26 protein-coding genes and 1 tRNA gene are annotated in these 25,854 nt (G+C 32.3%); 7 read left to right on the forward strand and 20 right to left on the reverse strand.

The genetic code is table 11. From position 1 onward, the window contains the following. Positions 1–9: 9 nt before the first annotated feature. The 7 genes from recG to porX form a co-directional block, all read right to left on the reverse strand. On the reverse strand, positions 10–2,112 hold the full coding sequence (gene recG, locus MODO_RS03680; protein ID WP_006259057.1) for an ATP-dependent DNA helicase RecG: 2,103 nt from the start codon (positions 2,110–2,112) through the stop codon (positions 10–12). Between the two features lie 154 nt (positions 2,113–2,266). Further along, positions 2,267–2,674: a DUF4377 domain-containing protein gene (locus MODO_RS03685; RefSeq protein WP_006259056.1), complete on the reverse strand. Its 408-nt coding sequence runs from the start codon at positions 2,672–2,674 to the stop codon at positions 2,267–2,269. A 497-nt stretch (positions 2,675–3,171) separates the two neighbouring features. Beyond that, positions 3,172–3,246 (reverse strand) — tRNA-Val (locus MODO_RS03690). 61 nt (positions 3,247–3,307) lie between these two features. After that, positions 3,308–3,682 (reverse strand): DUF4258 domain-containing protein, encoded by a 375-nt coding sequence (locus MODO_RS03695; RefSeq protein WP_006259055.1) that lies wholly within the window; start codon positions 3,680–3,682, stop codon positions 3,308–3,310. A gap of 63 nt (positions 3,683–3,745) precedes the next feature. Continuing rightward, complete coding sequence (locus MODO_RS03700; protein ID WP_006259054.1) at positions 3,746–4,942, reverse strand: alanine dehydrogenase; 1,197 nt, start codon at positions 4,940–4,942, stop codon at positions 3,746–3,748. Positions 4,943–4,956: 14 nt separating this feature from the next. Beyond that, a complete protein-coding gene (gene tsaE / locus MODO_RS03705; RefSeq protein WP_006259052.1) occupies positions 4,957–5,376 on the reverse strand; it encodes a tRNA (adenosine(37)-N6)-threonylcarbamoyltransferase complex ATPase subunit type 1 TsaE in 420 nt (139 codons plus the stop codon). A gap of 2 nt (positions 5,377–5,378) precedes the next feature. Further along, a complete protein-coding gene (gene porX / locus MODO_RS03710) occupies positions 5,379–6,935 on the reverse strand; it encodes a T9SS response regulator signal transducer PorX (RefSeq protein ID WP_006259051.1) in 1,557 nt (518 codons plus the stop codon). 145 nt (positions 6,936–7,080) lie between these two features. Here porX and MODO_RS03715 point away from each other — a divergent pair, with 145 nt between their 5' ends. The 4 genes from MODO_RS03715 (at position 7,081) to MODO_RS03730 (ending at position 11,054) form a co-directional block, all read left to right on the forward strand. Next, a complete protein-coding gene (locus tag MODO_RS03715) occupies positions 7,081–8,073 on the forward strand; it encodes a glycosyltransferase family 2 protein (protein ID WP_006259050.1) in 993 nt (330 codons plus the stop codon). Positions 8,074–8,083: 10 nt separating this feature from the next. Then, positions 8,084–8,671 carry a dephospho-CoA kinase gene (coaE, locus tag MODO_RS03720; RefSeq protein ID WP_006259049.1) on the forward strand — a complete coding sequence of 196 codons (588 nt, stop codon included), beginning with the start codon at positions 8,084–8,086 and terminating at the stop codon, positions 8,669–8,671. Between the two features lie 144 nt (positions 8,672–8,815). Beyond that, the gene (locus MODO_RS03725; RefSeq protein WP_006259048.1) at positions 8,816–10,324 is read left to right on the forward strand and encodes a sensor histidine kinase; all 1,509 of its coding nucleotides are present in this window, start codon (positions 8,816–8,818) and stop codon (positions 10,322–10,324) included. Between the two features lie 7 nt (positions 10,325–10,331). Continuing rightward, positions 10,332–11,054, forward strand: coding sequence for a response regulator transcription factor (locus tag MODO_RS03730; protein WP_006259047.1), 723 nt, complete (start codon positions 10,332–10,334; stop codon positions 11,052–11,054). Positions 11,055–11,111: 57 nt separating this feature from the next. Here the strand turns inward: MODO_RS03730 and MODO_RS03735 are convergent, their stop codons facing one another. The 12 genes from MODO_RS03735 to MODO_RS03790 form a co-directional block, all read right to left on the reverse strand. Next, a complete protein-coding gene (locus MODO_RS03735; protein WP_006259046.1) occupies positions 11,112–12,053 on the reverse strand; it encodes a LysR family transcriptional regulator in 942 nt (313 codons plus the stop codon). A gap of 51 nt (positions 12,054–12,104) precedes the next feature. Continuing rightward, the gene (locus tag MODO_RS03740; protein ID WP_006259045.1) at positions 12,105–12,707 is read right to left on the reverse strand and encodes a DUF8845 family protein; all 603 of its coding nucleotides are present in this window, start codon (positions 12,705–12,707) and stop codon (positions 12,105–12,107) included. Between the two features lie 12 nt (positions 12,708–12,719). Further along, entirely contained in the window at positions 12,720–13,214 is a 495-nt protein-coding gene (locus MODO_RS03745; RefSeq protein WP_006259044.1) for an RNA polymerase sigma factor, read from the reverse strand. Between the two features lie 107 nt (positions 13,215–13,321). Further along, positions 13,322–14,437: a TlpA disulfide reductase family protein gene (locus MODO_RS03750; protein WP_006259043.1), complete on the reverse strand. Its 1,116-nt coding sequence runs from the start codon at positions 14,435–14,437 to the stop codon at positions 13,322–13,324. Positions 14,438–14,573: 136 nt separating this feature from the next. Beyond that, on the reverse strand, positions 14,574–15,704 hold the full coding sequence (locus tag MODO_RS03755; protein ID WP_006259042.1) for a redoxin domain-containing protein: 1,131 nt from the start codon (positions 15,702–15,704) through the stop codon (positions 14,574–14,576). 99 nt (positions 15,705–15,803) lie between these two features. Further along, the gene (locus MODO_RS03760; protein WP_006259041.1) at positions 15,804–16,190 is read right to left on the reverse strand and encodes a DUF423 domain-containing protein; all 387 of its coding nucleotides are present in this window, start codon (positions 16,188–16,190) and stop codon (positions 15,804–15,806) included. An 8-nt stretch (positions 16,191–16,198) separates the two neighbouring features. Continuing rightward, entirely contained in the window at positions 16,199–17,143 is a 945-nt protein-coding gene (locus MODO_RS03765) for a transglutaminase domain-containing protein (protein WP_006259040.1), read from the reverse strand. 23 nt (positions 17,144–17,166) lie between these two features. Further along, on the reverse strand, positions 17,167–18,012 hold the full coding sequence (locus MODO_RS03770; protein WP_006259039.1) for a substrate-binding domain-containing protein: 846 nt from the start codon (positions 18,010–18,012) through the stop codon (positions 17,167–17,169). 118 nt (positions 18,013–18,130) lie between these two features. Beyond that, the gene (scpC, locus tag MODO_RS03775) at positions 18,131–19,636 is read right to left on the reverse strand and encodes a succinyl-CoA:acetate CoA-transferase ScpC (RefSeq protein ID WP_006259038.1); all 1,506 of its coding nucleotides are present in this window, start codon (positions 19,634–19,636) and stop codon (positions 18,131–18,133) included. Between the two features lie 688 nt (positions 19,637–20,324). Then, positions 20,325–21,197, reverse strand: a complete 873-nt coding sequence (locus MODO_RS03780) for a nucleoside phosphorylase (RefSeq protein ID WP_006259037.1) — start codon at positions 21,195–21,197, stop codon at positions 20,325–20,327. A gap of 16 nt (positions 21,198–21,213) precedes the next feature. After that, positions 21,214–21,561, reverse strand: a complete 348-nt coding sequence (locus MODO_RS03785) for a translation initiation factor (RefSeq protein ID WP_006259036.1) — start codon at positions 21,559–21,561, stop codon at positions 21,214–21,216. A 230-nt stretch (positions 21,562–21,791) separates the two neighbouring features. After that, positions 21,792–22,739, reverse strand: a complete 948-nt coding sequence (locus MODO_RS03790) for an isopenicillin N synthase family dioxygenase (RefSeq protein ID WP_059050638.1) — start codon at positions 22,737–22,739, stop codon at positions 21,792–21,794. 246 nt (positions 22,740–22,985) lie between these two features. Here MODO_RS03790 and MODO_RS03795 point away from each other — a divergent pair, with 246 nt between their 5' ends. The 3 genes from MODO_RS03795 (at position 22,986) to MODO_RS03805 (ending at position 24,806) form a co-directional block, all read left to right on the forward strand. Beyond that, positions 22,986–23,222: a hypothetical protein gene (locus MODO_RS03795; protein ID WP_006259033.1), complete on the forward strand. Its 237-nt coding sequence runs from the start codon at positions 22,986–22,988 to the stop codon at positions 23,220–23,222. Between the two features lie 40 nt (positions 23,223–23,262). After that, positions 23,263–23,751: a Cys-tRNA(Pro) deacylase gene (ybaK, locus tag MODO_RS03800; protein ID WP_059050640.1), complete on the forward strand. Its 489-nt coding sequence runs from the start codon at positions 23,263–23,265 to the stop codon at positions 23,749–23,751. A 269-nt stretch (positions 23,752–24,020) separates the two neighbouring features. Then, the gene (locus MODO_RS03805; protein WP_006259031.1) at positions 24,021–24,806 is read left to right on the forward strand and encodes a hypothetical protein; all 786 of its coding nucleotides are present in this window, start codon (positions 24,021–24,023) and stop codon (positions 24,804–24,806) included. Between the two features lie 45 nt (positions 24,807–24,851). Here MODO_RS03805 and MODO_RS03810 read toward each other — a convergent pair whose 3' ends face one another. Then, on the reverse strand, positions 24,852–25,832 hold the full coding sequence (locus MODO_RS03810; RefSeq protein WP_006259030.1) for a PhoH family protein: 981 nt from the start codon (positions 25,830–25,832) through the stop codon (positions 24,852–24,854). Between the last annotated feature and the right edge of the window lie 22 nt (positions 25,833–25,854).

The raw sequence follows: 25,854 nt of genomic DNA on the forward strand, positions 1-25,854 counted from the left end.
TTGTGTGTTTTAGCTTATATAGTTCCAGATAGTGGTTTTACTATTTAGAATGTTTAATTTATTTTTGATTCTTTGGTTTTCAGGTTCTTCTAGTGTAGGGTCTTCTTTTAACAGCTGTACAGCATGATGTCTTGCATAAAGCATAATCTCTTGATCCTTGACAATATCAGCTATTTTTAAAGGAAGGGTACCACTCTGTTGAGTTCCCATAATATCACCTGGGCCACGCAATTTTAAATCTACTTCTGAGATTTCGAAACCATCATTAGTACGACACATCGTTTCCATTCTGATCTTAGAGTCATTACTTAGCTTATCTCCTGTCATTAGGATACAATAACTCTGTTCTGCTCCACGACCTACACGTCCTCTAAGCTGATGTAGTTGTGATAATCCAAAGCGCTCTGCACTTTCGATAATCATAACGGATGCATTAGGCACATTCACTCCAACCTCAATCACAGTAGTGGCTACCATAATATTTGTCTCTCCTTTAATGAATCTGTCCATCTCTCTATCCTTTTCTGCAGGAGTCATCTGTCCATGAACAATGCTGACACTGTATTCTGGTAAAGGGAAGTCTCGTGATATGGCTTCATATCCTTCCATTAGGTTTTTATAGTCTAATGTTTCGCTTTCATCTATTAAGGGATAGACGATATAAACTTGCCTTCCTTTGGCAATTTCTGTTTTTAAGAAGTGCCATACAGCTAAGCGTTTACCTTCGAAGTAATGATTAGTTTGTATTGGTTTACGCCCTGGTGGAAGTTCATCAATAACAGAAATATCTAAGTCTCCATATAAACTCATAGCTAATGTACGAGGTATCGGTGTAGCAGTCATGACCAACACGTGGGGAGGTAATTCATTTTTATGCCATAGTTTAGATCGCTGTTCTACTCCGAATCGGTGTTGTTCATCAATGATAGCTAAACCTAGATTTTTAAAGATAACTTTATCTTCAAATAAGGCGTGTGTACCGATAAGTATATGTAGCTCTCCAGAAGCTAATTCTTCGTGCAATACACGTCTCTCAGCCGTTTTAGTAGATCCTGTAAGTAATTTTATCTTTAGCCCTAAAGGTTCTCCTAGTTCTTTAATCCCGACATAATGTTGGGTTGCTAAAATTTCTGTAGGAGCTACGATACACGCTTGGAATCCGTTGTCTAATGCTAGAAGACAACTCATAAAAGCAACTATTGTTTTTCCAGATCCCACATCTCCTTGCAAGAGACGATTCATTTGTGCTGGAGCACCTACATCATTCCTGATTTCTTTCAAAACTCGTTTTTGAGCTCCAGTAAGAGGGAAGGGGAGGTGTTCGCTATAAAAAGTATTAAAGTAATCGCCTACTTTCTCAAAAGGGTATCCTTTAATTTTGTCTTTTCGTGCTATGTTTTTAATCAATAACTGTAATTGAACATAGAATAATTCTTCAAACTTTAGTCTAAATTGAGCCTTATTCAACATATCCATATTTTTAGGAAAGTGGATATTAATTAAGGCTTCTTGCATCGAAATCAAGTTGAGCTTTCTCTTGAATTCATCAGATAAGGTATCTATAAAGAGAGGATGTGTCTCTTTGACAAGTTGCATCATCATCTTGATGATAGACTTATTAGATATTCTTGCTCCGAATTTTTCAGTAGAAGGATAGACAGCTTGCATTGCGTTAGCAATGTTTTTCTGATGTTCTTCTAAAAGATCTAGTTCCGGATGTGGCATAGAGAAGGTATTGTTAAAGCTATTAAGCTTTCCAAATGCCACATAAGGAGTATTTAGTTTTAAATTCTCTTGTATCCATTTGTATCCTTGAAACCAAACTAACTCTATTTGTCCAGTACCGTCTGTAAAGGTTGCGACAAGGCGCTTTCCTCGTTTTTGTTCTACAGTTTTGATATGGATAATTTTACCGACTATCTGAACTTCACTATTGTTATTATAAAGTTCATTTATTTTATAATACTGTGTTCTGTCGATATATCTGTTTGGGTATAGGTGTAGTAAATCTCTATAGGTGAATATACCTAGTTCGCGTTTAAATAAGTCAGCGCGCTGTGGACCAACTCCTTTAAGGTATTCTATAGGTGTATCAAGTAGATTCTTAGACATATTATTCAAAATAAATACACGGCTAAGATACGAATTAGAAGCCCTTCGGACAATTAAGAGTAAATATTTAAGGGGAATTGCTATAGATTTTAGCGGAAGCTAAGATTGTACTTAGGTTAAAAGAATAAAAAAGCGAGCCTAAGCTCGCTAGATATTATTTTTTAGTTTTAGAAATTTCTTTTACTAGAATGTATTTGATAGAAGATGCATCAGCTGGTGGGTTTTCTACTTTTTCACGTTTTACTTCGATTACATATTCATATCCTTCTTCATAGTTAAATCCTTCGATTCCTCCATACATATTTAACCATTCGTCAGAACCTTCTTCTTTGTACTGCATACATTTCATTGGTGCTACACCTGTACAATCTACTAGTTTAGAAGCAATCGTATAAGTTACGTTACCTAATTCTTCTTTAGGTGTTGCTTCGGTAGACTCAATAGGAGTTGTAGTTTGTTCTGTTGGCTCTACTGCAGGAGCTGTAGTTCCTGATTCTCCATCTTTTTTGCAAGAGGTAAATGATAAACCTACAACAGCAGCTAATAATAAAATCTTTTTCATGATAAATGCTTTTTATTTATATCAAATGTACAAAAAATATTTTTTTTGAAGTAAAGTACTCAGAATAATTAAGTTTTAACGATAGTTCGATTAAAAGATTCTAAACATTATTGTGTGATGGAACTGTATTAGAGCAATATCAATATGTGCGAGTAGATTAAAGTAGCAACAGGAGTTAAAATTTTTAAATGAATGTATGAGTTTTGCTTTTGCCACTTATGAATAAAAGAAGAGCGCTTAGCTTGCAGTTCCTTGCGGATTCCTTGGAGATTCCTTGAGGTTTTCTTGCCTAGAGAGCCTTTTTGTCGAAGAAAGGTGCAAGAAACCCTCAAGCAATCCCCTAGAAGGTCAGAACAAAACGACTCTTGGTTTATGAATAGACGCTGTGGAGAAATAGATTTTTTGCGTACTTAGTTTAGAAAGATGTATCTTAGAATGTAATATAAAGAGTAGGAGATGGTATAAAAAAAGCCTCACTAAAAGTGAAGCTTATAAAGTGGGCGATGAGGGATTCGAACCCCCGACCCCCTCGGTGTAAACGAGGTGCTCTGAACCAACTGAGCTAATCGCCCGAAATAGGATTGCAAATATAAAGATGTTTTTAAATAATGCAATGCCTAATGTGAAATATTTTTACATTTTTTCAATATCGTAAAGTACAATCTTATCTGTGTAGTTTATGACTTTGATTAATATGTTTTCATTTTGTTCATTTCTGCCTATAATGACATAAAGTTTACCTTTCTCAAAGTCAATATTACTTTCTGAAAAGTTCACATCTCCATATTGTAGAGATTTACGGATGTCATCGTTAGATACCCAACCTTCTTTAAACTTAGCTTCTACTGTCTTTGAATAAGTAACTGGTTTACTTCTCAAATCTTTTAAAACCCTACAATTAGGTAAATAACAAAATTCTGTTTTCTTCTCACCGAAGAAATAAAATAAGAACATTCCTCCTATAAGTAACCCAAATAAATAGTATGCTAAACGCTGTGTAAACTTCATTTCTTAAAAAATTTACACAAAAGTAGCAATTCAATACAGTAAAACTAAAGATTTATAAAATATTTAAAAGGTGAAAAGGTGAATGTCTTTATAATCAAGGTTAAACCATTCCGCAACATTTCGATTGGTAACTAATCCTTTATAACTATATATACCAGATTTAATGACGCTTTCACAGTTCACAGTACCGTCTAAATCACCACAATCTGTGTATTCTAATAATAAAGGTGTGATAATATTGCTAAGAGCCATGGATGCTGTTCTACTATATCTAGAAGTGATATTTGGTACTCCATAGTGTATTACACCACTTTTTATAATGGTAGGATGATCATGGGTAGTTAATTCGGATGTCTCGAAACACCCTCCTGTATCAATAGATACATCTATAATTACAGCACCATTTTTCATATTATCTACCATAGACTCACTTACTACTATAGGTGCTCGATTTTTACCTCGTATTGCACCGATAGCAACATCACATCTCATAAGAGCTTTGTGTAATATTTTTTCTTGGATCGTAGAAGTAGAAATTCGTTGCGATAGGTTGTTCTGAAGCCTGCGCAGCTTCTGTATAGAATTGTCAAATACTCTTACATTTGCTCCCATTCCTATAGCAGTGCGAGCGGCGTTTTCGGCTACTAGTCCTGCTCCGAGTATAACTACCTCAGTGGGAACTACCCCAGCGATATTCCCAAATAATAATCCTTTACCATTATTAGTTGTGGTCATCAGTTCAGAAGCTATCAGGATAGATGCGGTACCAGCTATTTCACTTAAAGCACTAACAGCAGGATAGGTTCCATTCTCATCGTGAATAAAATCAAAGCCAATAGCAGATATCTTTTTTTTAGAAAGGGTCTCGAAATACTGTCTAGTTAGTGTTTTTAATTGGATAGTAGACCATACAACTGTGTATGGTGCCATTAGTTTTACTTCTTCTAGAGTAGGTGGAGCAACTTTAACAATGACAGGACAACTAAAAATTTTCTTTGTATCACTAGTAAGTTCGGCTCCTGCTTTGCTATAATCTAAATCAGAATAGTTAGCGGCTTCTCCTGCTCCCTTTTCAATAAGCACACGATGCCCATAGGTACTTAAAGTCTGTACTGCTTCTGGAGTGATACAGATTCTTTTCTCTATCAGGGTATTTTCTTTAGGAACTCCTATAAAAAGTTCACTTTTCTTGCGCTCTACCATCAGACATTCCTCTTGCGGAATTAAGTCTTTCATTGAAAAAGGAGTTAAGGTTGCCATTCTGTTTCTGTTTATTAATTATTATTCAAAATCAGTTTTCTATCACCATTTTCTAAAATAGAAATTTCTATTGTAGCATGTTCGTCAGGAATAATATGAGGAGTCTTTTCAGGCCATTCGATAAAGCACCAATGATTAGAATCTAAATATTCGTCCATTCCCATATCATAAGCTTCTTCTTCTGAGTTTAAACGATATAAGTCAAAGTGATATACTCTGTCTTTAGAAGTTGTAGAATGATACTCATTCACAATAGAAAAAGTAGGACTACTCGTCATGTCTTCTACACCTAGCTGTTTACTTATTTCTTTAATAAGTGTGGTTTTTCCTGCCCCCATTTGTGCATCAAATAATACGATGCGATGTTTTAACTTACTTAATATATCAGTAGCTACTTCTTGAATTTGATTTAAAGAAAAAACTATCTCAGTCATTGTTATACTTTTGGATTTAATACTATAAATGGAACGATCATTTCTTCTAAAGAAATACCTCCATGCTGGTAAGTGTTTCTAAAATAAGCTGCATAATAATTGAAATTATTCTGATATGCTAAGAAGAAATCATTCTTTGCAAAAATAAATGAACTACTTACATTAATGTTAGGTAATTGAACTTTTTTTGGATCTTTAACATGATAGACATCTTTAGCCTCAAAGGTCAAGCTCTTACCTGTTTTATATCTAAGGTTTAAACTAGTGTTTTTGTCTCCAATAACTTTAGAAGGATTTTTACAGTTAATTGTACCATGATCTGTTGTAATGATTAACTTATATCCAAGTGCCTGTGCTTGTTGAATTATTTCAAACAAAGGAGAGTTTCTGAACCAACTAACAGTAAGTGAACGGTATGCTTTATCGTTAGAAGCTAATTCTTTAATTACTTCCATTTCAGTTTTAGCATGAGATAGCATGTCCACAAAATTGTATACTATTGTGATTAGTTTATTGTCTTTTAAAGCCTTGAAATTATCAGCTAATTTTCTTCCTTCTTTTAGATTGGTGATTTTGTGGTATTCATTCTTAATATTTAATCTCAATCTTTGTAATTGATGTTGTAGGAATTCATTCTCAAACAAATTCTTTCCTCCTTCATCCGTATCATTCTTCCAATATTGTGGAAGTTGTTCAGACATTTCTAGAGGTGTCATTCCTGAAAATATAGCATTTCTAGCATACTGTGTAGCAGTAGGTAAAATAGAGAAGAAGCTGTTCTCGCTCTCTACTTTATAGTGATTTGTTACGATTGCTTCGAATGCTCTCCATTGATCATACCTTAAGTTGTCAATAACAATAAAAAGTAATTTAGAATCTTCTTTCTTTAATTCAGGAGCAACCCATTTTCTGAATATTTGATGAGAGAAAACAGGACTGTCTTCAGGATCATTAATCCAGCTCTCATAATTTTTTTCTACGAATTTGCCAAACAAACTATTAGCTTCAGTTTTCTGAGAGTCTAGTATATTGAATAGGTTTTGATCTTCAATGTTTTCTAACTTCTGTTCCCAATAAAGCAATTTTCTATAAATAGAGATCCAATCTTCATAATCTCTAGCTTGCATTAGATCCATTGATATGTTTCTAAATTCTTTTTGGTAACTAAGAGAAGATTTCTCGGAGATTAGACGAGAGTCATCTAGGTTTTTCTTTAGTGAAAGTAGGATTTGGTTAGGATTAACAGGTTTGATTAAGTAATCAGATATTTTAGCACCAATTGCTTCTTCCATGATATACTCTTCTTCACTTTTAGTAATCATGATAATCGGAGTATTGCTTTTGATGGTTTTAATTTCATTTAAAGTCTCAAGACCAGAAAGTCCAGGCATATTCTCATCTAAGAAAACAATGTCGTATTGGTTCTCTTTAAATAAATCTATAGCATCTTGTCCATTAGTACAAGTAGTTACGATATAGTCTTTTTTTTCTAAAAATAGGATATGAGGTTTTAATAAATCCACTTCATCATCCACCCATAATATATGAATTTTGTTCATTGTAGTTGTTTTAGTATCTCTAAAAATATTATTAATTATAATAAAAAGAGATTTTAGATTAAAATAGTATTGATAAATATAGGAATGAATTTCCGTATTACAATAGTTAACGATATTTTTGTGATTGTATTATAAAAAATTATAAATGTATTTTTCGTTCATTATTCCTGTTTACAATCGACCAGACGAGGTGGATGAGTTATTGGAGAGTTTGACAAAGCAAACATATAAGGAGGCTTTTGAAGTGGTAATTGTAGAGGATGGGTCTAAAGAAGATTCGCGTGCTGTTGTTAGTAAGTATGAGGATAGACTAGAGATATCTTATTATTATAAAGCGAATTCTGGGCCAGGGGCTTCGCGCAATTATGGCATGGAACGAGCAAAGGGAGAGTACTTTATTGTATTAGACTCCGATTGTATTATTCCACAAGAGTATTTAACTACAGTGGATCAGTATCTCAAGGAAGAGTATGTGGACTGTTTTGGAGGACCCGATGCGGCGTTAGCGAGTTTTAGCGATGTACAGAAAGCAATAAATTATTCTATGACCTCTGTTCTAACTACAGGTGGAATAAGAGGAGCTAGTGAACGTATAGGAAAGTTTCAGCCAAGAAGTTTTAATATGGGAATTTCAAAAAAAGCTTTTTTAGCTAGTGGTGGTTTTGGTAAAATACACCCTGGAGAAGACCCTGATTTGACAATTAGGTTATGGAAGTTAGGATTCGATACTCAGTTGTTTAGTAAGGCCTATGTTTATCACAAAAGGAGAATTGATTGGAATAAATTTTTTATTCAGGTCAATAAGTTTGGAAAGGCACGTCCGATATTAAATCAACGTTATCCTGAAACGTCAAAGATAACATATTGGTTTCCAGCTTTATTTATGGCAGGCTTATTGTTAAGTATTATAATGACATATTATACATTTGTTTTTATTTTATGTTATATCTTTTATTTTATGTTTGTTTTTTTAGGTTGTTTAATAAAAGAGAAGAATTTTAAGATAAGTTTATTAGCACTTGTGGCAATTTTTATACAATTTTACGGCTACGGTATAGGCTTTGTGAAATCTAGTTATATTTTATTTGTAAAAAGACAAGAAGCAGAAGTCGGAATGCCAGAAATGTTTTTTAAATAATATATAAGGTATGGCACTTATAGTTGGACTAACTGGAGGAATAGGCAGTGGAAAGACCACTGTAGCTAATATGTTTGCAGAAGAGGGGATTCCTATTTATATAGCAGATGAAAGAGCTAAACAGATTATGGATCGGGCTGATGTAGTGGAAGCAGTACAATCTATCTTTAAAGAAAACGTTAAGATAGGAGAGGTGTTAGATCGCAAAAAAATAAGAGAAATTGTTTTTGATAATAAAGAATTACTAAATCAATTAAATCAAATTGTACACCCAGAGGTTAAGAAGGATTTTGAGCGTTGGAAGGAGGAAAATGACGCTTTTCCGTTTGTAATTAAGGAGAGTGCAGTTCTTTTTGAAAATAATTTGAATAAACAATGTGATTTAGTTATCTTAGTTACAGCTCCTGAGGAAGTACGCTTAGCCCGTGTAATGGCAAGGGATGGAGTATCTTTAGATAACGTTGAAAGTATTATGAGGAACCAATTGAAAGATTCTGACAAAATACCCTTTAGTGATTATGTTATTACTAATATTAATAAAGATTTGGTAAAAAAAGAGGTGAAAATGATAATTAATGATATAATAATCAAAATTTAAACAATTACATCCGTTAATTTTATGTTAATCGCCGTGTAGAGTATTTTTTTTAATGTTAATTTTGAAAAAATAATGAGTAAGGTCAAATTTCGACTTTTAGTAGGGATAATGAGTTTTTCTCTTATAGGAATAATCATTGTTCAAATGTATTGGATAGTTAGCTCTTATAGAAATAATGAAGAGCAGTTTAAGTATCATGTACAACAAGTATTAGGAAATGTAGGTAGTGGACTACAACAAAATGAAGCTACGGAGTTTTATAGAATGTATAATCAACTTAAAGATAGTATAGGAACGCCACCTAAACAAAGTGAGTTGAAACAATATTACATAGTAGAACGAAATCCTACTACTAATGAACAAATAGTATACTCGAATATTTTAGTCTTAGAAGATTATAATATAAAGAGTTCGTTCTTTGATAAGAAAGCAGATAGTTTAAAAGTCAAGAATTTCGTTTCAAAACGAAAAACAGAGATTTATAAAGGAGATGATTTAGATAGGAGTAGTCTTAAGCAAAATTATCCTGACGAGGTTATAGAACAATCTGGTAATCTAGATATTTTAGATAAAGCACAATTTGATATTTACTTTAAGGATATTGTTGCTCTAAGAAGTATAGATGAAAGGATTTCTAAAGCTAAATTGAGAGAGCTCTTAGAGAAAGAGCTTAAACAATATGGGGTTAATGCTAAGTTTGAATTTGGTATTTATAACAAAGGGTTATCAACCAAGATTAAGTCAGAAGATTTTATTTATGAAGAAGGTTCTACTTATGGAGTGCCAATCTTCACAGATAATGAGAATAGAAGTAAATACCAACTGTATATTACTTTTCCAGAAAAGAGTAAGTATTTATTCTCTTCGTTAATAGGGATAACACTATTGTCAATTTTGTTTACGATGGTTATTATCGCAGCATATTTGAATGCGATTAATCAATTGATTAAACAAAAGCAAATATCTGAGATTAAGACAGATTTCATTAACAATATGACTCATGAGTTTAAAACGCCTATAGCTACAATTAATTTAGCTTTAGATGCAATTAAAAACCCAAAGGTTATAAATGATCCAGAAAAAGTTGATCGTTATTTGAAAATGATTCGAGACGAGAATAAAAGAATGCATGCGCAAGTTGAAAATGTTCTTCAAATCTCAAAATTAGAACGACGTGAGTTTAATGTAGACAAAGAAGCAATGGATGTCCATGAAGTGATAGAAAATGCTGTAGATCACGTAGGATTAATTATTCAGGATAGAGGAGGAGAAATAAACTTGAACTTAGATGCTCGTAGAAGTGATGTGTTAGGAAATGATTTTCACTTTACTAGTGTGATAGTAAATATTTTAGATAATGCTATCAAGTACTCTAAGGATGTGCCAATTATAGATGTGTATACTGAAAATGTAAAAGATTTTATCTTAATCAAAATTCAGGATCACGGTGTAGGAATGAGTAAACAGGCTCAGAAGAGAATCTTCGACAAGTTTTACAGAGAGCACACAGGTGATTTACACAACGTAAAAGGTCATGGTCTAGGACTAGCATATGTTCAACAAATTGTAGAGGTACACAATTCTCAAGTTTATGTTGAGAGTGAAAAAGGAAAAGGAAGTACCTTTATTATAAAAATGCCATTAATAAATTAAATATAACATGGAAACAACAAACAACAAAAAGATTTTATTAGTAGAAGATGATCCGAATTTCGGTGCAATCTTAAAAGATTATTTAGCCATCAATGATTTCGAAGTTACTTTAGCTAAGAATGGAATGGAAGGATTCGAAAAATTCAAAAGAGATACTTTTGATTTATGTATCCTAGATGTTATGATGCCTTATAAAGATGGATTTACTCTAGCCAAGGAGATCCGTGATAAAAATAAAGAGGTGCCTATCATTTTCCTTACAGCGAAGTCAATGAAAGAAGATGTATTGAAAGGTTATAAAGTAGGAGCTGATGACTACCTAAACAAGCCATTCGATTCTGAAGTATTATTAATGAAAATCAAAGCGATTATTCATAGAAAATCGTCTGAAGTTAAAACAGATAATACGAAGTTCGAATTCCAAATTGGTAAATTCCATTTAAATTCTAAGTTGAGATTCTTAACTTTTGAAAATGATGAGCCAATTAAATTATCTCCAAAAGAGAATGAATTGTTAAAGATGTTAGCAATTTATGAAAATGATTTAATGCCACGTGAAGTAGCGTTAACTAAGATTTGGAGAGATGACAACTATTTCACTTCTCGTAGTATGGACGTATACATCGCTAAATTAAGAAAGTATCTTAAATTAGACGAAACAGTAGAAATCTTAAACATTCACGGAGAAGGATTTAGACTTGTAGTGAAAGAAAAAGAAGAAAATAATTAATTAAGCCACAAAAAAGGGAAGCATTTGCTTCCCTTTTTTATTTTATATAAGTTAAAGTTATTGATTCTTTTTCGGACTAATAATTTTAACGTCTTGAAATGCTATTGCTCCTCTTATAATACTTAAAATAACCTCATATAAAGCATTAATAATTTGAAGCTTTAATTCGTTGTCTGTATAGATTAAACTAATCTCTCTAGCAGGCTTTGGATCAGCAAACTGTATTAAGTTATTTTTGTCATCTTGATTTAAAGAAAGTGTGTGTAGGTATGGTAATAGTGTGTAACCTAGACCTTCTTTAGATAGATTTATTAAAGTTTCAAAACTTCCGCTTTGTAATTTAAAGTTTTTGCTTTCTGCAGTAGATTTGCTGTTACAGATATTGATTATACCATCTCTAAAACAATGTCCATCTTGTAGTAAAAGTAACTTTCTTAGATCTAGGTCTCCTTGATGAAGTTCTGCTCCCATTTCTTGTCTAAAATTTGCAGGAACATATCCTACAAATGGTTCGTAGAATAGAACTCTTTCTTTAATGTCAGACTCTTCTAAGGGAGTAGCAACTATAGCAGCATCCAGATATCCATTGCGAAGTTTCTGAATAATCTCTTCAGTTGTATATTCTTCTATAATTAGGTTGACCTTATTGTACTTATTTAGAAATGTTTTTAGGAACATAGGAAGTAGAGTAGGGGCTATAGTAGGTATCATTCCTAGTTTAAACTCTCCCCCAATAAATCCTTTTTCTAGATCAATAAGATCTTTAATTCGATCTGATTCATTGACAATTTTCTTTGCCTGTTGAATAATAACTTGACCGATAGCCGTAGGCTGAATAGGTTTTGTACTTCGGTCAAATATTTGTACCTCGAGTTCTTCCTCTAACTTTTGGATTTGCATACTTAATGTAGGCTGTGTAACAAAAGTTTTTTCTGCAGCAAGCGTGAAGTTTTTATGTTCTGCTACTGCTAATACATATATTAATTGTGTTATCGTCATTCTTTAAAACCAATATTTTGTCTAAGTTATGCAAAATAAAGGAAAATGTTTTTATTCATAATCTATTTTCTCTAGTTCCGTATAGTTTTTCATTAATCGTTTGATTAATAAACCATAGATTAGACGGTAGTATAACCATAGTAATCCTAAAAATACACCACATATAATAATAACAATCACTGCGCTAATTAAAGCCGTAGGTAAGGTCAACTTATCATCATGTGTCAGTATATCAATCAATATAATAATGAAAGCTATAAAGAAGATAATTAGGTTAGTATAGATATAATAGTTAACTGTCTTTTTTGTCTTTAGAATAGATTCCATTAATAATTTAGTGGAATCAGCTACAGATATTTTTTTATAATTTAAATAGAAAATAGTAATAAATATCACTGATATTCCTAATGATAACCAATCTAAGTTATTGATCATAAAAGCATAGATAGGGCCAATATCATTTCTATTTACGTCTGATCCGAATAAATAACTAAAACCATTTAATACAATAAATTCGATTATACTAATGATAAATATCCACATGACGATAGAAGACGATTTCTTATGTATCATCTTTTGTATCTCTTCAGTAGAGATCTTAGGGAATTTTTGGTCGCTATTCCAGTGTTTTTTTAATAAATCTAACTCCTTCATATTCTATTGCCTCTAGGGATTTAATATCTTTTTAAGTTTGCTTTTTATTCTATTCATTTTTACCCTAGCATTGACTTCACTAATACCTAAAGTTTCTGCTATTTCTTCATAATTCTTATCTTCTAAATACATGAATACTAATGCTTTTTCGATATCATTTAGCTGTTGAAGAGCTTTATACATTAGTTTTAATTGCTCTTCTTCTTGATAATTGTATTCAGAATATTCAAATTTGCAAAATGTACTATCGTAAGGTATGGTGCTTAGTTCTCTTGTTTTTTTACGATATAACGAGATGGCTGTATTTAATGCTACTCTATAAGCCCATGTAGAGAACTTAGAATCTCCTCTAAACTTTGGGTAAGCGTGCCATAGTTGAATAGAAATTTCTTGGAACAAGTCTTTATGAGCTGCTTCATCGACTGTATATAGTCGACAGACTTTGTGGATAAGGTTTTGATTCTTATCCAAAAGAGCAACGAATTCTTGTTCCAAATGTTTGTTCATGCCTATAAGTAGTCTAATGTTACGATTTGTTACAATATTTTTAAAAAATATATTTTTAGTTATAGAGTAATCAGTTTAGGATAATTATTAGAACATGAGCGCAGATATTATTTTCCTAAATATTTAGTAAGTAATTGGTCAAAGTCTACTTCTAAGTGGTTAATATCTATTACAGTTCCATTCTCGTCTAAAACAAATACTGTTGGAATATTTTTAACTCCATATTGTAGTTGAATTTCATAAAGATTATAGATATGAAGCCAATTAAGACCTTCTTTTTGTATGCTTTCTATCCATTCCTCTTTATTATCATCTAAGGCAATACTAAAGATGTTCAAGCCTTTATCATGATACTTTTCATAAATAGATTTTATGGTAGGCAGTGTTTCGTGACATGCAGGACACCACGGAGCCCAGAAGTGAATAATGGTTACTTTACCAAGATTATCGTATAGTGAAATCACTTCTCCATTAGGATCTTTACCTGAGATGTCTAACGCTTTATCTCCAATTTTTACTAAAGTATTGGCAGCAGAATTGTCTAATAGGTTTTTAATAGCTATACCTATATTAGATTGCTTAATATTATCAGCTAGTTGATTATAATATAATTTAGCCTCATTAGTATCTATATTTTTATTGTCTATTCGCTGAAATAAAATTACAGAAGACGTGAATGAATTGCTATGTTGAGTTAGTTGATTTGTGATAATGTCATTAATGTCTTTTACATAGACTTTAAATTCATTTGATAACCTTTCAAGAACTTCTCTGTTATTATCTTTTATAGCTTGAGTTAAAAGGTCTTGATTAGCATCTCTATAAGCATTAGCTTTTTTCTGAACTCTCTTTATATTATTGTGAAAAGCATTTAATTCATTATTGTTTTTTGTACCAATAGCAGAGGTGCTTAGATCATCATTATAGTCATATTGAAAATTAATAATACCATTTTCTAAAACTACTAATTCCGTAACGTTTTCAGATAACTCTAATAGTGCATAAGTAGGGTAAGTTGTGTTACCTTTAAATTCGAATGAGTTGTTTTTTAAACGAACAGAATCTATTGCGTCAAAATTATTAGTTTCAGGATTTAAAACTTTTAAATAGATCATTTCTCCCTCAGGAATGTTTTTTGCTATTCCCTTTATTAGAAAACCTTTATCTTTTATAGTAAAACTCATTAATAGAAAGGCTATAATTACTAAAGGTAGTGTTCTCATTGGATGTATTTTTAATATAATTTGTAAAGATTAAATATAATAAAATATTACTGATTATAACGGAGATATTAGAGTATTAAAAAAGGGTTATAGAAACTTCTATAACCCTTTTATTTTCTATATCTTAAGTAGATATTTATTTGTCTAAGATTTCTTGAACTTTAGCTCTAAGTTTTTTACCTCTTAAGTTTTTAGCGATTACAACACCATTTTCATCAAGTAGATAAGTCGCTGGAATGGCACGTACCTCATAATTTTGAGCGATTGGCTCTTCCCAGAACTTTAAGTTAGAGATTTGATTCCAAGTTAATTTATCTTTAGCAATTGCTTCGATCCATTTTGCTTTATCCTTATCTAAAGAAACACCAATGATGTTTAATCCTTTAGGGTGGTATTCTTCATATAGAGCTACTACATTAGGATTCTCTGTTCTACAAGGACCACACCATGATGCCCAGAAATCAATAATAGTTAATTTACCTAAACTTTCTTTTAAAGAAATTTCTTTTCCTTCTGGAGATGGAGCACTGAAATCAGGAGCTTTGTCACCAATTTTTACTTTAGCATCAGGAATAGCGTCTAATGCTGTTTTAAAAGCTTTTGCTACAGTAGTGTTCTTTAATGTTTCATCAAATTTATTGAATTTTTCAACTAATTCTTCTTTGATGTATTGTCCTGAACCAACTGTTTTTGATAAATAGACTAAAGTAGTTAATGAATTAGCGTTATTATCAATGTAATCTTCTACATACTCATCATACTTTTCTGCTAATGCCATATAACCATTGATAATAGCATCTTTTTTAGCTTGGTCTTGAGCTTCGTTAGCTTGTTTAAAAGCCTCTTGGTTATCACCTTGGTATTGGACTATAGCTCGCTCTAATTCGTCAACTTTTTTAGTGAATGCTGTATATTCATCATTGTTTTTAGTACCTGTTACGCTACTGTTTTCTGCTTTTTCATTATCGTATTGAACAACGATTTTACCATTTTCTAAAACGAAAGGTAATTTTCCTGGTTCTTTACCAAATGAAAAGAAGTTTTGGTCTAGACTTTCAGCAGCTCCTTTGAAGGTGAATGCATTGTCTTTAATTTCAGTAGAGTCAATAGCTACTGTACTACCAGTTGCAATATCAATTTTCTCAATATATACTTTAGTTCCATCTGTTAGACCTTTAGTTTCACCATTGATTGTATAACCAGTAGCTTCTTTGTTACATGAAGCTAGTACAGCTACAGCTCCAAGTACTGTTAAAATTTTTTTCATCGATTTTGTTTTTTAGTATTAGAAATACAAGTTATAATTGCATTATATGAACAAATATACTTAAAAAACTAGATTAAGCTAAAATCAGCCTAAAAAAGTCTATAAAAGTTTTATGAATTGAATTAACAGCATTATCCAACCAATTACTAAACACACTCCTCCTAAAGGAGTTATAGGGCCAAGTATTTTTATTTTCTTCTTAAATGTAGCACTTAAGGTTAATCCATAAATACTGAAAGAGAACAAGAATACACCAATGATGATGATATTAACTGCTCTTGTAATATGAATATGTGCAGGCATTAATCCTAAGATTAGTAATAGGATAGCGTGGTACATTTGATATTTTACGCCTACTTCAAAGCTTTCTAAACGTTCAGCTGTCATGTGTTTTTTTAGAGCATGTGCTCCAAAGGCACCAAATATAATAGCTAGTGCGCCATATATTGAGCCTGCTATGAGGGGTGTTGTATTAACTAATTCCATATATTTATTTAATTAAAAGTGAGTTGTCCTAATATTTCTTCTGACATAAACGGTCCGCCAGGGTATCTAGCGGTGTAATCCATGTTTAACCATATTTGACCACGTTCGTCTATGTGATAATGTATCTCTTTACCTTTACTTTCTTCTTTAAAAAGAACTTCTTTAATAAGGTAGATTACCTGTTCTAGATCTCCTTTATTTGGGATTAGTAGTTCAGGATACATATGTTCTTTAGTATGTATCAATCTTGGGGTTGCGCCTATAGCTCTGAGAAGTCCTGCCATTAATACAGAATAGTCATCACAATCTCCTGAGAAATGCTGTAATGATTCTGATGCTGTAGCGATATATTCTCTTCCCTTAGGGTCATTTACATAATTCCACTTCGTACGTACTTCTTTAAAAATAGCTAAAGATTGTACTATTTGTCTATAATGTTGAGTATTTGGAATATTGCTAAAGTGTTTACGTGTAGTTGCTAAAGCATAATTCCTTACTATAGGTTTATCATATTCTATCGCTGGGATTATTTTACTCTTATTAGGAAAAGGGAGTAGTTTAGAAATGATAAGATCTTGCGGTTTAGGATCTTCTGCCATCGCATAGATCATAACTTTATAGTCTTCAAAAACAGCATTATAACCATAACCACCAAAGAAAGAATTTACAATAAGAACAATCAAATAAATGATAATCAGCATATTCAAGACTAATTTCATCTTTTGAAGTAAGAACTGTAATATACCTACAATAGATAAAAATAGAATGATACGATCTAGTTGGTATGGCCAGTTCGGGTCATCTATATTTTGATGAATAATAATAAAAATAGGAATAGTGATCAGTACGTTAAGTATAAGTATGATGATATTGTCCCAAGGTTTTGGGACTCTCAAGTACTTAAGCCAACTTTTTTCAGAAACTTTATCCGGTAATTCTGTATTATTACTCATCGTAGTCTATGGTCAAAACTATATTATAAAACGGTTTCGCTGTATTTAATAGTATTAGTGATTATATTTAAATCTACTAATTGTTCTTGTGTTTTATTAAAGTGTTTTTCTGACAGTTGTCTTTGAGACCATTTAGTCATACTTAGCCATTCTTTAACATCATCTATATTGATATTATATTTACTAGATAATGTACGGTCAATAGAAGGAATCATTTTGAACTCTTCTGTAGTAGCGTTAATACATTCCAGTAGATTGTCAATTAATCCTTTGTTTTTATTTAGGAATTCATTGTTCGCAACTAATACAAAAGAAGGCCAAGGAGTAGGACAGTCGCCTAATCTTCTAAATATCCCTTGGTCAACTATTGGTTTAGTCATAAAATGCTCCCACATAAAATAGTCTGCTTCACCTTTAGTTAGAGCTTCTATAGCATTGTCTAAGGTATTAACAATTACGAACTCAAGATTAGCAATGTTCCAGTTCATTTTTTTTGCATGAACGATTGCCATAAGATGTGAGCCAGATCCATATCTACTGATGGCAATTCGTTTACCTTCTAGGTCTTCTATTTTTTGATATGGAGAATTATGTGCTACATGTATTCCCCATTGTAGAGGAGAGGCTACATATTCTTGTATGATAGTTGTTGGATTTCCTTCAGATATATCTTTTATAATTCCTTCAGTAAGTATAACAGCGAGATCTGTTTCTTTATCTCTTAGCATCTGACACATTTTACCTGTGCCTTCAGGTACATCTGTCCATTTTAAATTTATGCCAAGTTCTTCGAATTCACCATTTTCTATACATAATTGCCACGGTAGGTTGAAGTGCTCAGGCACTCCGATAATATTTACATTTGCCATTTTAAATCGTACTACATTTTTATGCTAAGATAGTAAAATAGGGCATTTTTTAGATAATATTTTAAGAGTAAAACAAAAAAAAACTCTACTAAAAAGAGAGTAGAGTTTTTATTTATTATTAAGGTTTCATTGAACCTTTTTCTTGGAAGCGAATGTGGAATTTGAAAGCTTCTTCTAATACATGTGGAGTATGTCCTCCTCTTTCTTTTGCTCTTTCGTAGTAATCTCTTAATTCTGCTTTGTATTCTGGGTGTACACAGTTCTCTATGATTACCTCTGCACGTTCTCTAGGAGATAACCCTCTTAAGTCTGCTAGACCTTGGTCTGTAACTAGGATGTCTACATCATGCTCAGTATGGTCTACGTGAGATACCATAGGAAGTACGTGAGAAATATTGTTTTCTTTAGATGCTGCCTGTGTAACGAAAATACTTAAATAAGCATTTCTAGCGAAGTCTCCAGATCCACCGATACCATTCATCATTTTACTACCTCCGATATGAGTAGAGTTTACGTTTCCGTAGATGTCAAATTCGATAGCAGTATTGATAGCGATAATACCTAATCTACGAATAACCTCAGGAGCATTACTAATGTTCTGTGGGCGTAGTACTAGTTTATCTTTATATTGTCCAAAGTTGTTAATGATTTTTCCATAGCACTCTTCAGTAACAGTAATAGAAGATCCTGATGCAAAAGTCATTTTTCCAGAGTCAATTAAATCAAAAGTACTGTCTTGTAATACTTCAGAATACATCGTTAAGTCGTGGAATGGGCCATCAATAAAACCAGTTAATACAGCGTTAGCTACTTTTCCGATTCCTGCTTGTAATGGTAAAAGAGAGTGAGTTAATTTGCCTTTTCTAACTTCTTCTTCGAAGAATTTAAGTAAGTGACCAGAGATAGCAGAAGTTTTAACGTCTGGTTCTGGTAATTGAGCAGGAGTATCTTCTATACTAGAGTAAACAACTGCAATCACGTCATCTGGATTTAGACGAATAAAGTTTTCTCCTATTCTATCTTTTACTGTGTGAATAGGGATGATTTCTCTACGTGGTTGTTTGATAGGTACACTATTATCGTGTACTCCTTCTATTTCTAAAGGAATAGCTGTATTTACTTCAATGATTATTTTTCTAGCTACACTAGCGAAGTAAGCAGAGTTACCAATAGATGTGGTAGGAATGATAAATCCTTCTTCGTTAATATAAGTAGCCTCAATGATAGCGATATCTACTTGAGGAATATGTTTCTCTTGAAGTTGTTCGATTGTTTCACTTAAGTGTTGATCGATATATTTTACTTGCCCACTGTTTATAGACTTTCTTAATACTGAATCTGCTTGGAAAGGCATTCTTCGGATTAAGGCATTGTTAGTTGCTAAGTCAGCGTCAGTAGTTTGTCCTAATGAGGCACCAGTTATTAAGGTAATTGCAACATTTTCTTGTGCTGCACGTAGTGCAAATGCAGGTAATACAGATTTACTATCTCCAGCTTTAGTGAAGCCACTAGCTCCTACTACTGCCTGGTCATGTATTAAGAGAGCAGCATCTTCTGCTGATACAATACGCTCTCTGTACGGTGCGTATTTTATCCTCTCTAGTTTCGAGTCTTCTTTCGTCATTTCAAATAAAAATTTTAAGCACCTTAAATTAAGTGCATTTATTTGAAAGAGTCAAATAAAATAAACGTATATATTAATTATATTGATTAATATAATTTATTTATTAAAAAAATACGATAATGTTTAAAAAAATAAGATATAAAAATGATACTGTTATGTGAGGGGTTTTTTGTTAATTTTTTGCTATTATTTTATAAGTACTAAACTTGGTAATAAGGCTTTTTGTAACTTACTTTATTGAATTAATCTTGAGAAAGACAATGAAAGAGGGTTTTTTAGTAGTAATACTTCTTTAGTTTTTGTGATTTATTGATCTTGTATTTTGAATTAGGAGAAGTTCTTTAGAAGAGTTTTTTTTGAACTATCGAGATTTGTTTTTCTAGAGGAAGGAATAGGATAATAAATATTCAATATTACGAAGAGAGGAATAGTTGTACAGTTATAGTAGGACGAGATGTATTTTGTTTTGAATGAGTCCGTAGTGAGTCCGATATGAGTCCGTAGTGAGTCCGTTATTTTGGGTAAAATAACGGTGTCATAACACTGGTGTATTGTACTTAAAGTTAAATCAACTGCATTATAATCACTTTCAGTGTGCTACTTTAGTAATTAAGAGGTAGTGAGCAGTGAGGAGTAGATATAAAAAAAGCTACCTCTATAAGGTAGCTTTTTAGAAAAAGTAATCTTATTATATTGCGCTAAGTTTGTCTAATGTATATACAATTAGTTTGTCAACAGCTGCATAAGGATCTTCTGAGAATGTTCCGTTAGCTCTATTTGCAATAATTGTATTAAGAGATACTGCATGATGTCCTAATAAGTTACATAAACCATAGATAGCAGAAGTTTCCATTTCGAAGTTTGTAATACGGTATTCACCGAATTTAAAGTTGTCGATTTTATGGTTTAGTTCTGGATCTTGGATTTGTAGACGAAGTACACGTCCTTGTGGACCGTAGAATCCACCTGCTGTACCTGTAATCCCTTTGAATGTTAAGTCGCTTTCTAATTTAGCTTCTAACTCTGCACTGTTTTTAATGAAGTATGGGCGTCCTTTTTTAAGATCCCAATTTGTGTGTTGAATAAAAGCATCTTCTAAAGCAACATCTGTAACTCCGTCAATAAGGTAAGAACGCATTAAGTTATCAAGTCCTAATCCATACTGAGATAGTACAAAGCTATTCACAGGGATATCTGTTTGTAAAGAACCTGATGTACCTATTCTTACAATATTTACAGAAGTAAGATCTTTTTTAATTTCTCTAGTTTCTAAATCAATATTAAATAGAGCATCGATTTCATTAACAGCGATATCGATATTGTCAGGTCCGATACCTGTAGAGATTACAGTTAGACGTTTTCCTTTATACGTACCTGTAGTTGTTTTAAACTCTCTTTTTTGTGTTGAAAATTCAATAGCATCGAAGTGCTTAGTGATTCTGTCTACACGGTTTTGGTCACCTACGAATATGATGTCTTTAGCAACATGTTCAGGTCTTAAGTTTAGATGGTATACACTACCATCAGGGTTTAGAATTAATTCAGATGATTTAATCTTCATAATATTAAATTTTTAATTAGCCGCCTACACGTTTTACTTTGTAGCCCTCTTTTATTAAATAATCCATTATTTTATCGCGAAAATTACCTTGTATAATTATTTCGCCATCTTTTGTACTTCCGCCAACACCACATAGTGTTTTTAGTTTTTTAGCTAAATCTTTAAGGTCGTCTTCATTTCCTTCAAAACCTTTAATAAGGGTAGCTACTTTACCACCTCTATTCTTTTTGTCTATATGTGCTTCTAATCTTTGAAGATTAGGGGCAAGAGTTTCTGTGGATTCTTCTTGTTCGAATTCAAAATCTTTATTAGTAGAAAAAACAAAGCCTCCTAAGGCATCTAAGCTATTTAACTTTTTACTCATTTAGTTATGTAATATGGTGCTTATAAAAATGATTAATCTAAAAGCGTATTCTAGTCTTTCTACAGGAGAATGATTAGAGTGCTATGTATATAAGTAAAGATACGAAATATGTTAAAATCAATCAATATAAATAGGGTAAAAAAATGACCTTTTACGAAGTATATCGCATGAAATAAAAAAGAGGGAGTAATGGGCTCCCTCTTTTAAGAATATGTTATTATTAGGATAGATTATTTAATCAAGCCTAATTCAACTAGTCTTTGGTGTAAGAATTCACCTGCAGTGATATCTTCGTATAATTTAGGGTTGTTTTCGTCTATACAGTTCTCTAAACAGTTTAGTGGCATTGTGCTCACTGGGTGCATAAAGAATGGAATAGAGTATCTAGAAGTTCCCCATAGTTCACGAGGTGGATTTACCACTTGGTGGATTGTTGACTTTAGTCTGTTGTTAGAGTGACGAGATAACATATCACCTACATTGATTACTAATTCGTCTTCAGCTGCGATAGCGTCAATCCATTCTCCATTGTGGTTTTGTACTTGTAGTCCTTTACCTTGAGCTCCCATTAACAATGTGATTAAGTTAATGTCTCCGTGAGCAGCAGCTCTTACAGCGTTTTTAGGCTCATCTTTAATAGGAGGGTAGTGGATAGGACGTAAAATACTGTTTCCGTTTTTAACGAATTTGTCAAAGTAGAACTCATCTAATCCTAAGAATAGAGCAAGTGCACGTAATACGTATACTCCTGTTTTTTCTAACATTTGGTAAGTTTCTTTTCCTACAGTGTTAAAGTGAGGAAGTTCTTTTACTTCTACGTTAGCAGGGTAATTTGCTTCTAATACAGGATCATTGTCAACGTATTGACCGAAGTGCCAGAATTCTTTTAGGTCACCTTCTGTTCTTCCTTTGGCATGTTCTTTACCAAAAGATACATATCCTCTCTGTCCTCCAATTCCTGGAACTTCATACGAGTCTTTAGTCTCTAATGGAAGATTAAAGAAATTACGAACTTCTTTATATAGATTCTCAACTAATTGATCATCTAAAAAGTGTCCTTTTAATGCTACGAATCCAATTTCTTCGTAGGCTTGGCCGATTTCATTTACAAACTTTTGTTTACGTACCGGGTCATCCGATAGGAAATCACGTAAGTCAACACTAGGAATGTTTTGCATTTTCTAAGTTGTTATATATGCTTACTTGAGTTATTTGACACAAATGTATATTTTTTTTCCACAAAATAGTGTTGATAACTACTATTTATGTTTTTTTTAGGTCTAGATTAGTCAAGATATGCGAGGTGGTACATTGAAAATTTCGAAAGAATGGTGAGTTTAATTGATTGTGATTTTTTTAATGAATGTAAAAAATTAATGAATTTTTTTATAAATTGCCGTAATAACCATTAAAATAAAAAAACTATGAAATTACCTATTGAATTAAAATCAAATGAATTTGTCGTATTAGTAGCTGTAGATATTGATCCTAAATATAAGGTGTCTAACGCAGATGAGTTTTATAATACATTGCCTAAAAGCTTTAAGCCAATTTTTAAAAAAGTGGTTGGGTCTAATATGAATATTTATTGTGTATGTAATAATCAGGATGATTTTATGTTCTGTCTAAGACAAACAGGGTATAAGACGACTTTATTGTAAAAAATAGTAATTTTGCTCCTGATAAAATTAAGATAGTAGAATGAGTAAAAAGGTAGCAAAGACTAATGCTTTACGTATATTAGATAGTAAGAAGACAAGTTATGAGATGTATGAGTATGATATTTCTGACGAACTAATAGATGGTAAATCTGTCTGTGAAAAGTTAGGAATATCTGAACTAGAGTCGTTAAAGACTTTGGTGGCTCATGGTAAGGGGAATGCGATATATGTTTTTGTGGTTTCTATTAATAGTGAGTTAGATTTAAAAAAGGCAGCTAATATCTGTGGAGAAAAAAAGATAGAAATGTTAGCTGTAAAGGATTTGTTAGGAATAACAGGATATATTAGAGGAGGATGTTCTCCTATAGGGATGAAGAAGTTATATCCTACATTTATAGATATAGAAGTAAAAGATTTAGAGACTATCTACGTAAGTGGTGGACGTAAAGGACTGAGCATTGGTATTAGTCCTGGGGATTTAGCGAATATTGTGAATGGTGAGTTCGGTGATATCGTTAAAAAAGAGTAATCCTAAAATGAAATGTGTGTATAAATTGCGTGATTAGTACAAAACAAATGATTTAATATGCATGTATTTATTAATGTTTTGTTATAATTATGACAATAGGTGTCAAAAGGAAATGCAGTTTAATTATTGTTGTTGTATCTTTGCAAGGACAAATAAGATGAAAGTTTAAAGAATGTAGTCATTCAGAGTTAAATTAATACTAAAAGAGAGTGAATAATTCTTTTTAGAAGATAGTAGGATTTATCTTTGCATACTGTAAAATTGAAAATATGATATTGGCGTTAACTGTTTCGTTGTTTCCTTCTTGTGGGGTAGATCAATCTAAAGAAAAAAGCTTTAAAGAAGCTAGTAATAAACAAATTGACCTATTGAGCAAGAATGATTTAGATGGTACTTTTTTTAAAGCAGTAGCTCAAGATTTACCACAGGTTGTATCAATTGGGAAAAAAGGAATTGTTTATTCAAGTACAAAACCTAATCAGAAGATAATTTTTCCATTTGTAGAACCATTAGTGGATGGAGAATCTAGAATATATAAGTCTTATACGAAGCATGAGGAGATAGAGATCGTGATTTATGAAGATGAGACTGCGAAGGACTTTGCAGATGGTAGATTTGATCACTCTGTTGCAGTGCGTTTAATTAAGAAACATGATGGTGTGGAAGATGATGTAATTGATTTTGCTTGTTTTGGACACTATTTATATACAGATAAATTATCTGGTAACTGGATTTTTCAGTCTTATGAAGATAAGAGAGTAGAAGAATTAGGTATTAATCAGATTCCTATGATTTGTATTGATATTAATACACGTAGTTTCTCTGGAAGTGGAGGGAATCATATGATTTATGGAGATGTTAGATGTGAAGGGGATTCAATCTTCTTTAAAGTTGTACTTTCTCCAGAATATGTGACTGAGATGTATCAGAAAGAGAAGGAGCTATTGGCAGTACTAGATAGTTGTGATCGCTTTGAGCTTAAAGATGATTACTTGTATCTATATGAAGAAGGAAAGCAAAAGCTTATGTTCTTAAGAGATACATACAATATGTAGAATAATTGTATTGAAATAAATAATAAAAAATGGAAGGTTAACTAGTTAACCTTCCATTTTTTTTAGTTCTTCTATAGACATCTTATCAGGTCTTTCTTCAATAGTCTTATAAGCATCTACGATTTTCTTTACTAATCTGTGTCGTACGATATCTTTATCATCTAAATACAGCATTCCTATTCCATCTACGTCTCTTAGGATATAAAGAGCTTCTTTTAATCCAGAAGATACTTTACGAGGTAAGTCTATCTGACCAGGGTCTCCTGTGATGATGAATTTAGCATTTTTACCCATACGTGTCAGAAACATCTTCATTTGAGAATGGGTCGTATTCTGAGCTTCATCTAGGATAACAAAGGCATTATCTAATGTACGTCCACGCATAAATGCTAATGGTGCGATCTGTATAACCCCTTTAAGGATATAGTCGTCTAATGTTTGTGGAGGGAGCATATCTCTTAGAGCATCATAGAGTGGTTGCATATAAGGATCTAGCTTCTCCTTCATATCTCCAGGAAGGAAGCCAAGGTTCTCTCCAGCTTCAACAGCAGGTCTAGTAAGTATGATTCTCTTTACCTCCTTGTTCTTTAAAGCCCTTACAGCTAGTGCTACTCCTGTATAAGTTTTACCAGTACCAGCAGGTCCTATTGCAAAAACCATATCGTTCTTTTCAACGAACTTGACTAGTTTTTGTTGATTAGGGGTGATTGCTTTGATAAGTTTTCCAGATACTCCATGTACGAGAATGTCGTCTGTAGGAAGAGAAGGAGGTGCGCTATCAAGGACTAATCTTTCGATAATGTTTTCATCGATGCGATTATATCTGATAAAATATTTGACTAGTCGGTCAAAACTCTTCTCAAATTCATCTAAAATTTCTGGATCTCCATAAATCTTTAGGACTGATCCTCTTGTCACAATTTTAACTTTTGGATATAATTTTTTAAGTATATCTAAATGAGTGTCTTGTGGACCCCAAAAATCTTTAGGGCTAAAATCTGTTAATTCTATTATCCTTTCGTTCAATACCTGTAGAGTTAATTAAAAA

Source organism: Myroides odoratimimus, assembly GCF_001485415.1.
Lineage (GTDB): Bacteria > Bacteroidota > Bacteroidia > Flavobacteriales > Flavobacteriaceae > Flavobacterium > Flavobacterium odoratimimum.

Bases quoted from the DNA above. Each gene is read 5' to 3' on its own strand.
- recG (WP_006259057.1), bottom strand. From the start codon at position 2,112: ATGTCTAAGAATCTACTTGATACACCTATAGAATACCTTAAAGGAGTT.
- MODO_RS03685 (WP_006259056.1), bottom strand. From the start codon at position 2,674: ATGAAAAAGATTTTATTATTAGCTGCTGTTGTAGGTTTATCATTTACC.
- MODO_RS03695 (WP_006259055.1), bottom strand. From the start codon at position 3,682: ATGAAGTTTACACAGCGTTTAGCATACTATTTATTTGGGTTACTTATA.
- MODO_RS03700 (WP_006259054.1), bottom strand. From the start codon at position 4,942: ATGGCAACCTTAACTCCTTTTTCAATGAAAGACTTAATTCCGCAAGAG.
- tsaE (WP_006259052.1), bottom strand. From the start codon at position 5,376: ATGACTGAGATAGTTTTTTCTTTAAATCAAATTCAAGAAGTAGCTACT.
- porX (WP_006259051.1), bottom strand. From the start codon at position 6,935: ATGAACAAAATTCATATATTATGGGTGGATGATGAAGTGGATTTATTA.
- MODO_RS03715 (WP_006259050.1), top strand. From the start codon at position 7,081: ATGTATTTTTCGTTCATTATTCCTGTTTACAATCGACCAGACGAGGTG.
- coaE (WP_006259049.1), top strand. From the start codon at position 8,084: ATGGCACTTATAGTTGGACTAACTGGAGGAATAGGCAGTGGAAAGACC.
- MODO_RS03725 (WP_006259048.1), top strand. From the start codon at position 8,816: ATGTATTGGATAGTTAGCTCTTATAGAAATAATGAAGAGCAGTTTAAG.
- MODO_RS03730 (WP_006259047.1), top strand. From the start codon at position 10,332: ATGGAAACAACAAACAACAAAAAGATTTTATTAGTAGAAGATGATCCG.
- MODO_RS03735 (WP_006259046.1), bottom strand. From the start codon at position 12,053: ATGACGATAACACAATTAATATATGTATTAGCAGTAGCAGAACATAAA.
- MODO_RS03740 (WP_006259045.1), bottom strand. From the start codon at position 12,707: ATGAAGGAGTTAGATTTATTAAAAAAACACTGGAATAGCGACCAAAAA.
- MODO_RS03745 (WP_006259044.1), bottom strand. From the start codon at position 13,214: ATGAACAAACATTTGGAACAAGAATTCGTTGCTCTTTTGGATAAGAAT.
- MODO_RS03750 (WP_006259043.1), bottom strand. From the start codon at position 14,437: ATGAGAACACTACCTTTAGTAATTATAGCCTTTCTATTAATGAGTTTT.
- MODO_RS03755 (WP_006259042.1), bottom strand. From the start codon at position 15,704: ATGAAAAAAATTTTAACAGTACTTGGAGCTGTAGCTGTACTAGCTTCA.
- MODO_RS03760 (WP_006259041.1), bottom strand. From the start codon at position 16,190: ATGGAATTAGTTAATACAACACCCCTCATAGCAGGCTCAATATATGGC.
- MODO_RS03765 (WP_006259040.1), bottom strand. From the start codon at position 17,143: ATGAGTAATAATACAGAATTACCGGATAAAGTTTCTGAAAAAAGTTGG.
- MODO_RS03770 (WP_006259039.1), bottom strand. From the start codon at position 18,012: ATGGCAAATGTAAATATTATCGGAGTGCCTGAGCACTTCAACCTACCG.
- scpC (WP_006259038.1), bottom strand. From the start codon at position 19,636: ATGACGAAAGAAGACTCGAAACTAGAGAGGATAAAATACGCACCGTAC.
- MODO_RS03780 (WP_006259037.1), bottom strand. From the start codon at position 21,197: ATGAAGATTAAATCATCTGAATTAATTCTAAACCCTGATGGTAGTGTA.
- MODO_RS03785 (WP_006259036.1), bottom strand. From the start codon at position 21,561: ATGAGTAAAAAGTTAAATAGCTTAGATGCCTTAGGAGGCTTTGTTTTT.
- MODO_RS03790 (WP_059050638.1), bottom strand. From the start codon at position 22,739: ATGCAAAACATTCCTAGTGTTGACTTACGTGATTTCCTATCGGATGAC.
- MODO_RS03795 (WP_006259033.1), top strand. From the start codon at position 22,986: ATGAAATTACCTATTGAATTAAAATCAAATGAATTTGTCGTATTAGTA.
- ybaK (WP_059050640.1), top strand. From the start codon at position 23,263: ATGAGTAAAAAGGTAGCAAAGACTAATGCTTTACGTATATTAGATAGT.
- MODO_RS03805 (WP_006259031.1), top strand. From the start codon at position 24,021: ATGATATTGGCGTTAACTGTTTCGTTGTTTCCTTCTTGTGGGGTAGAT.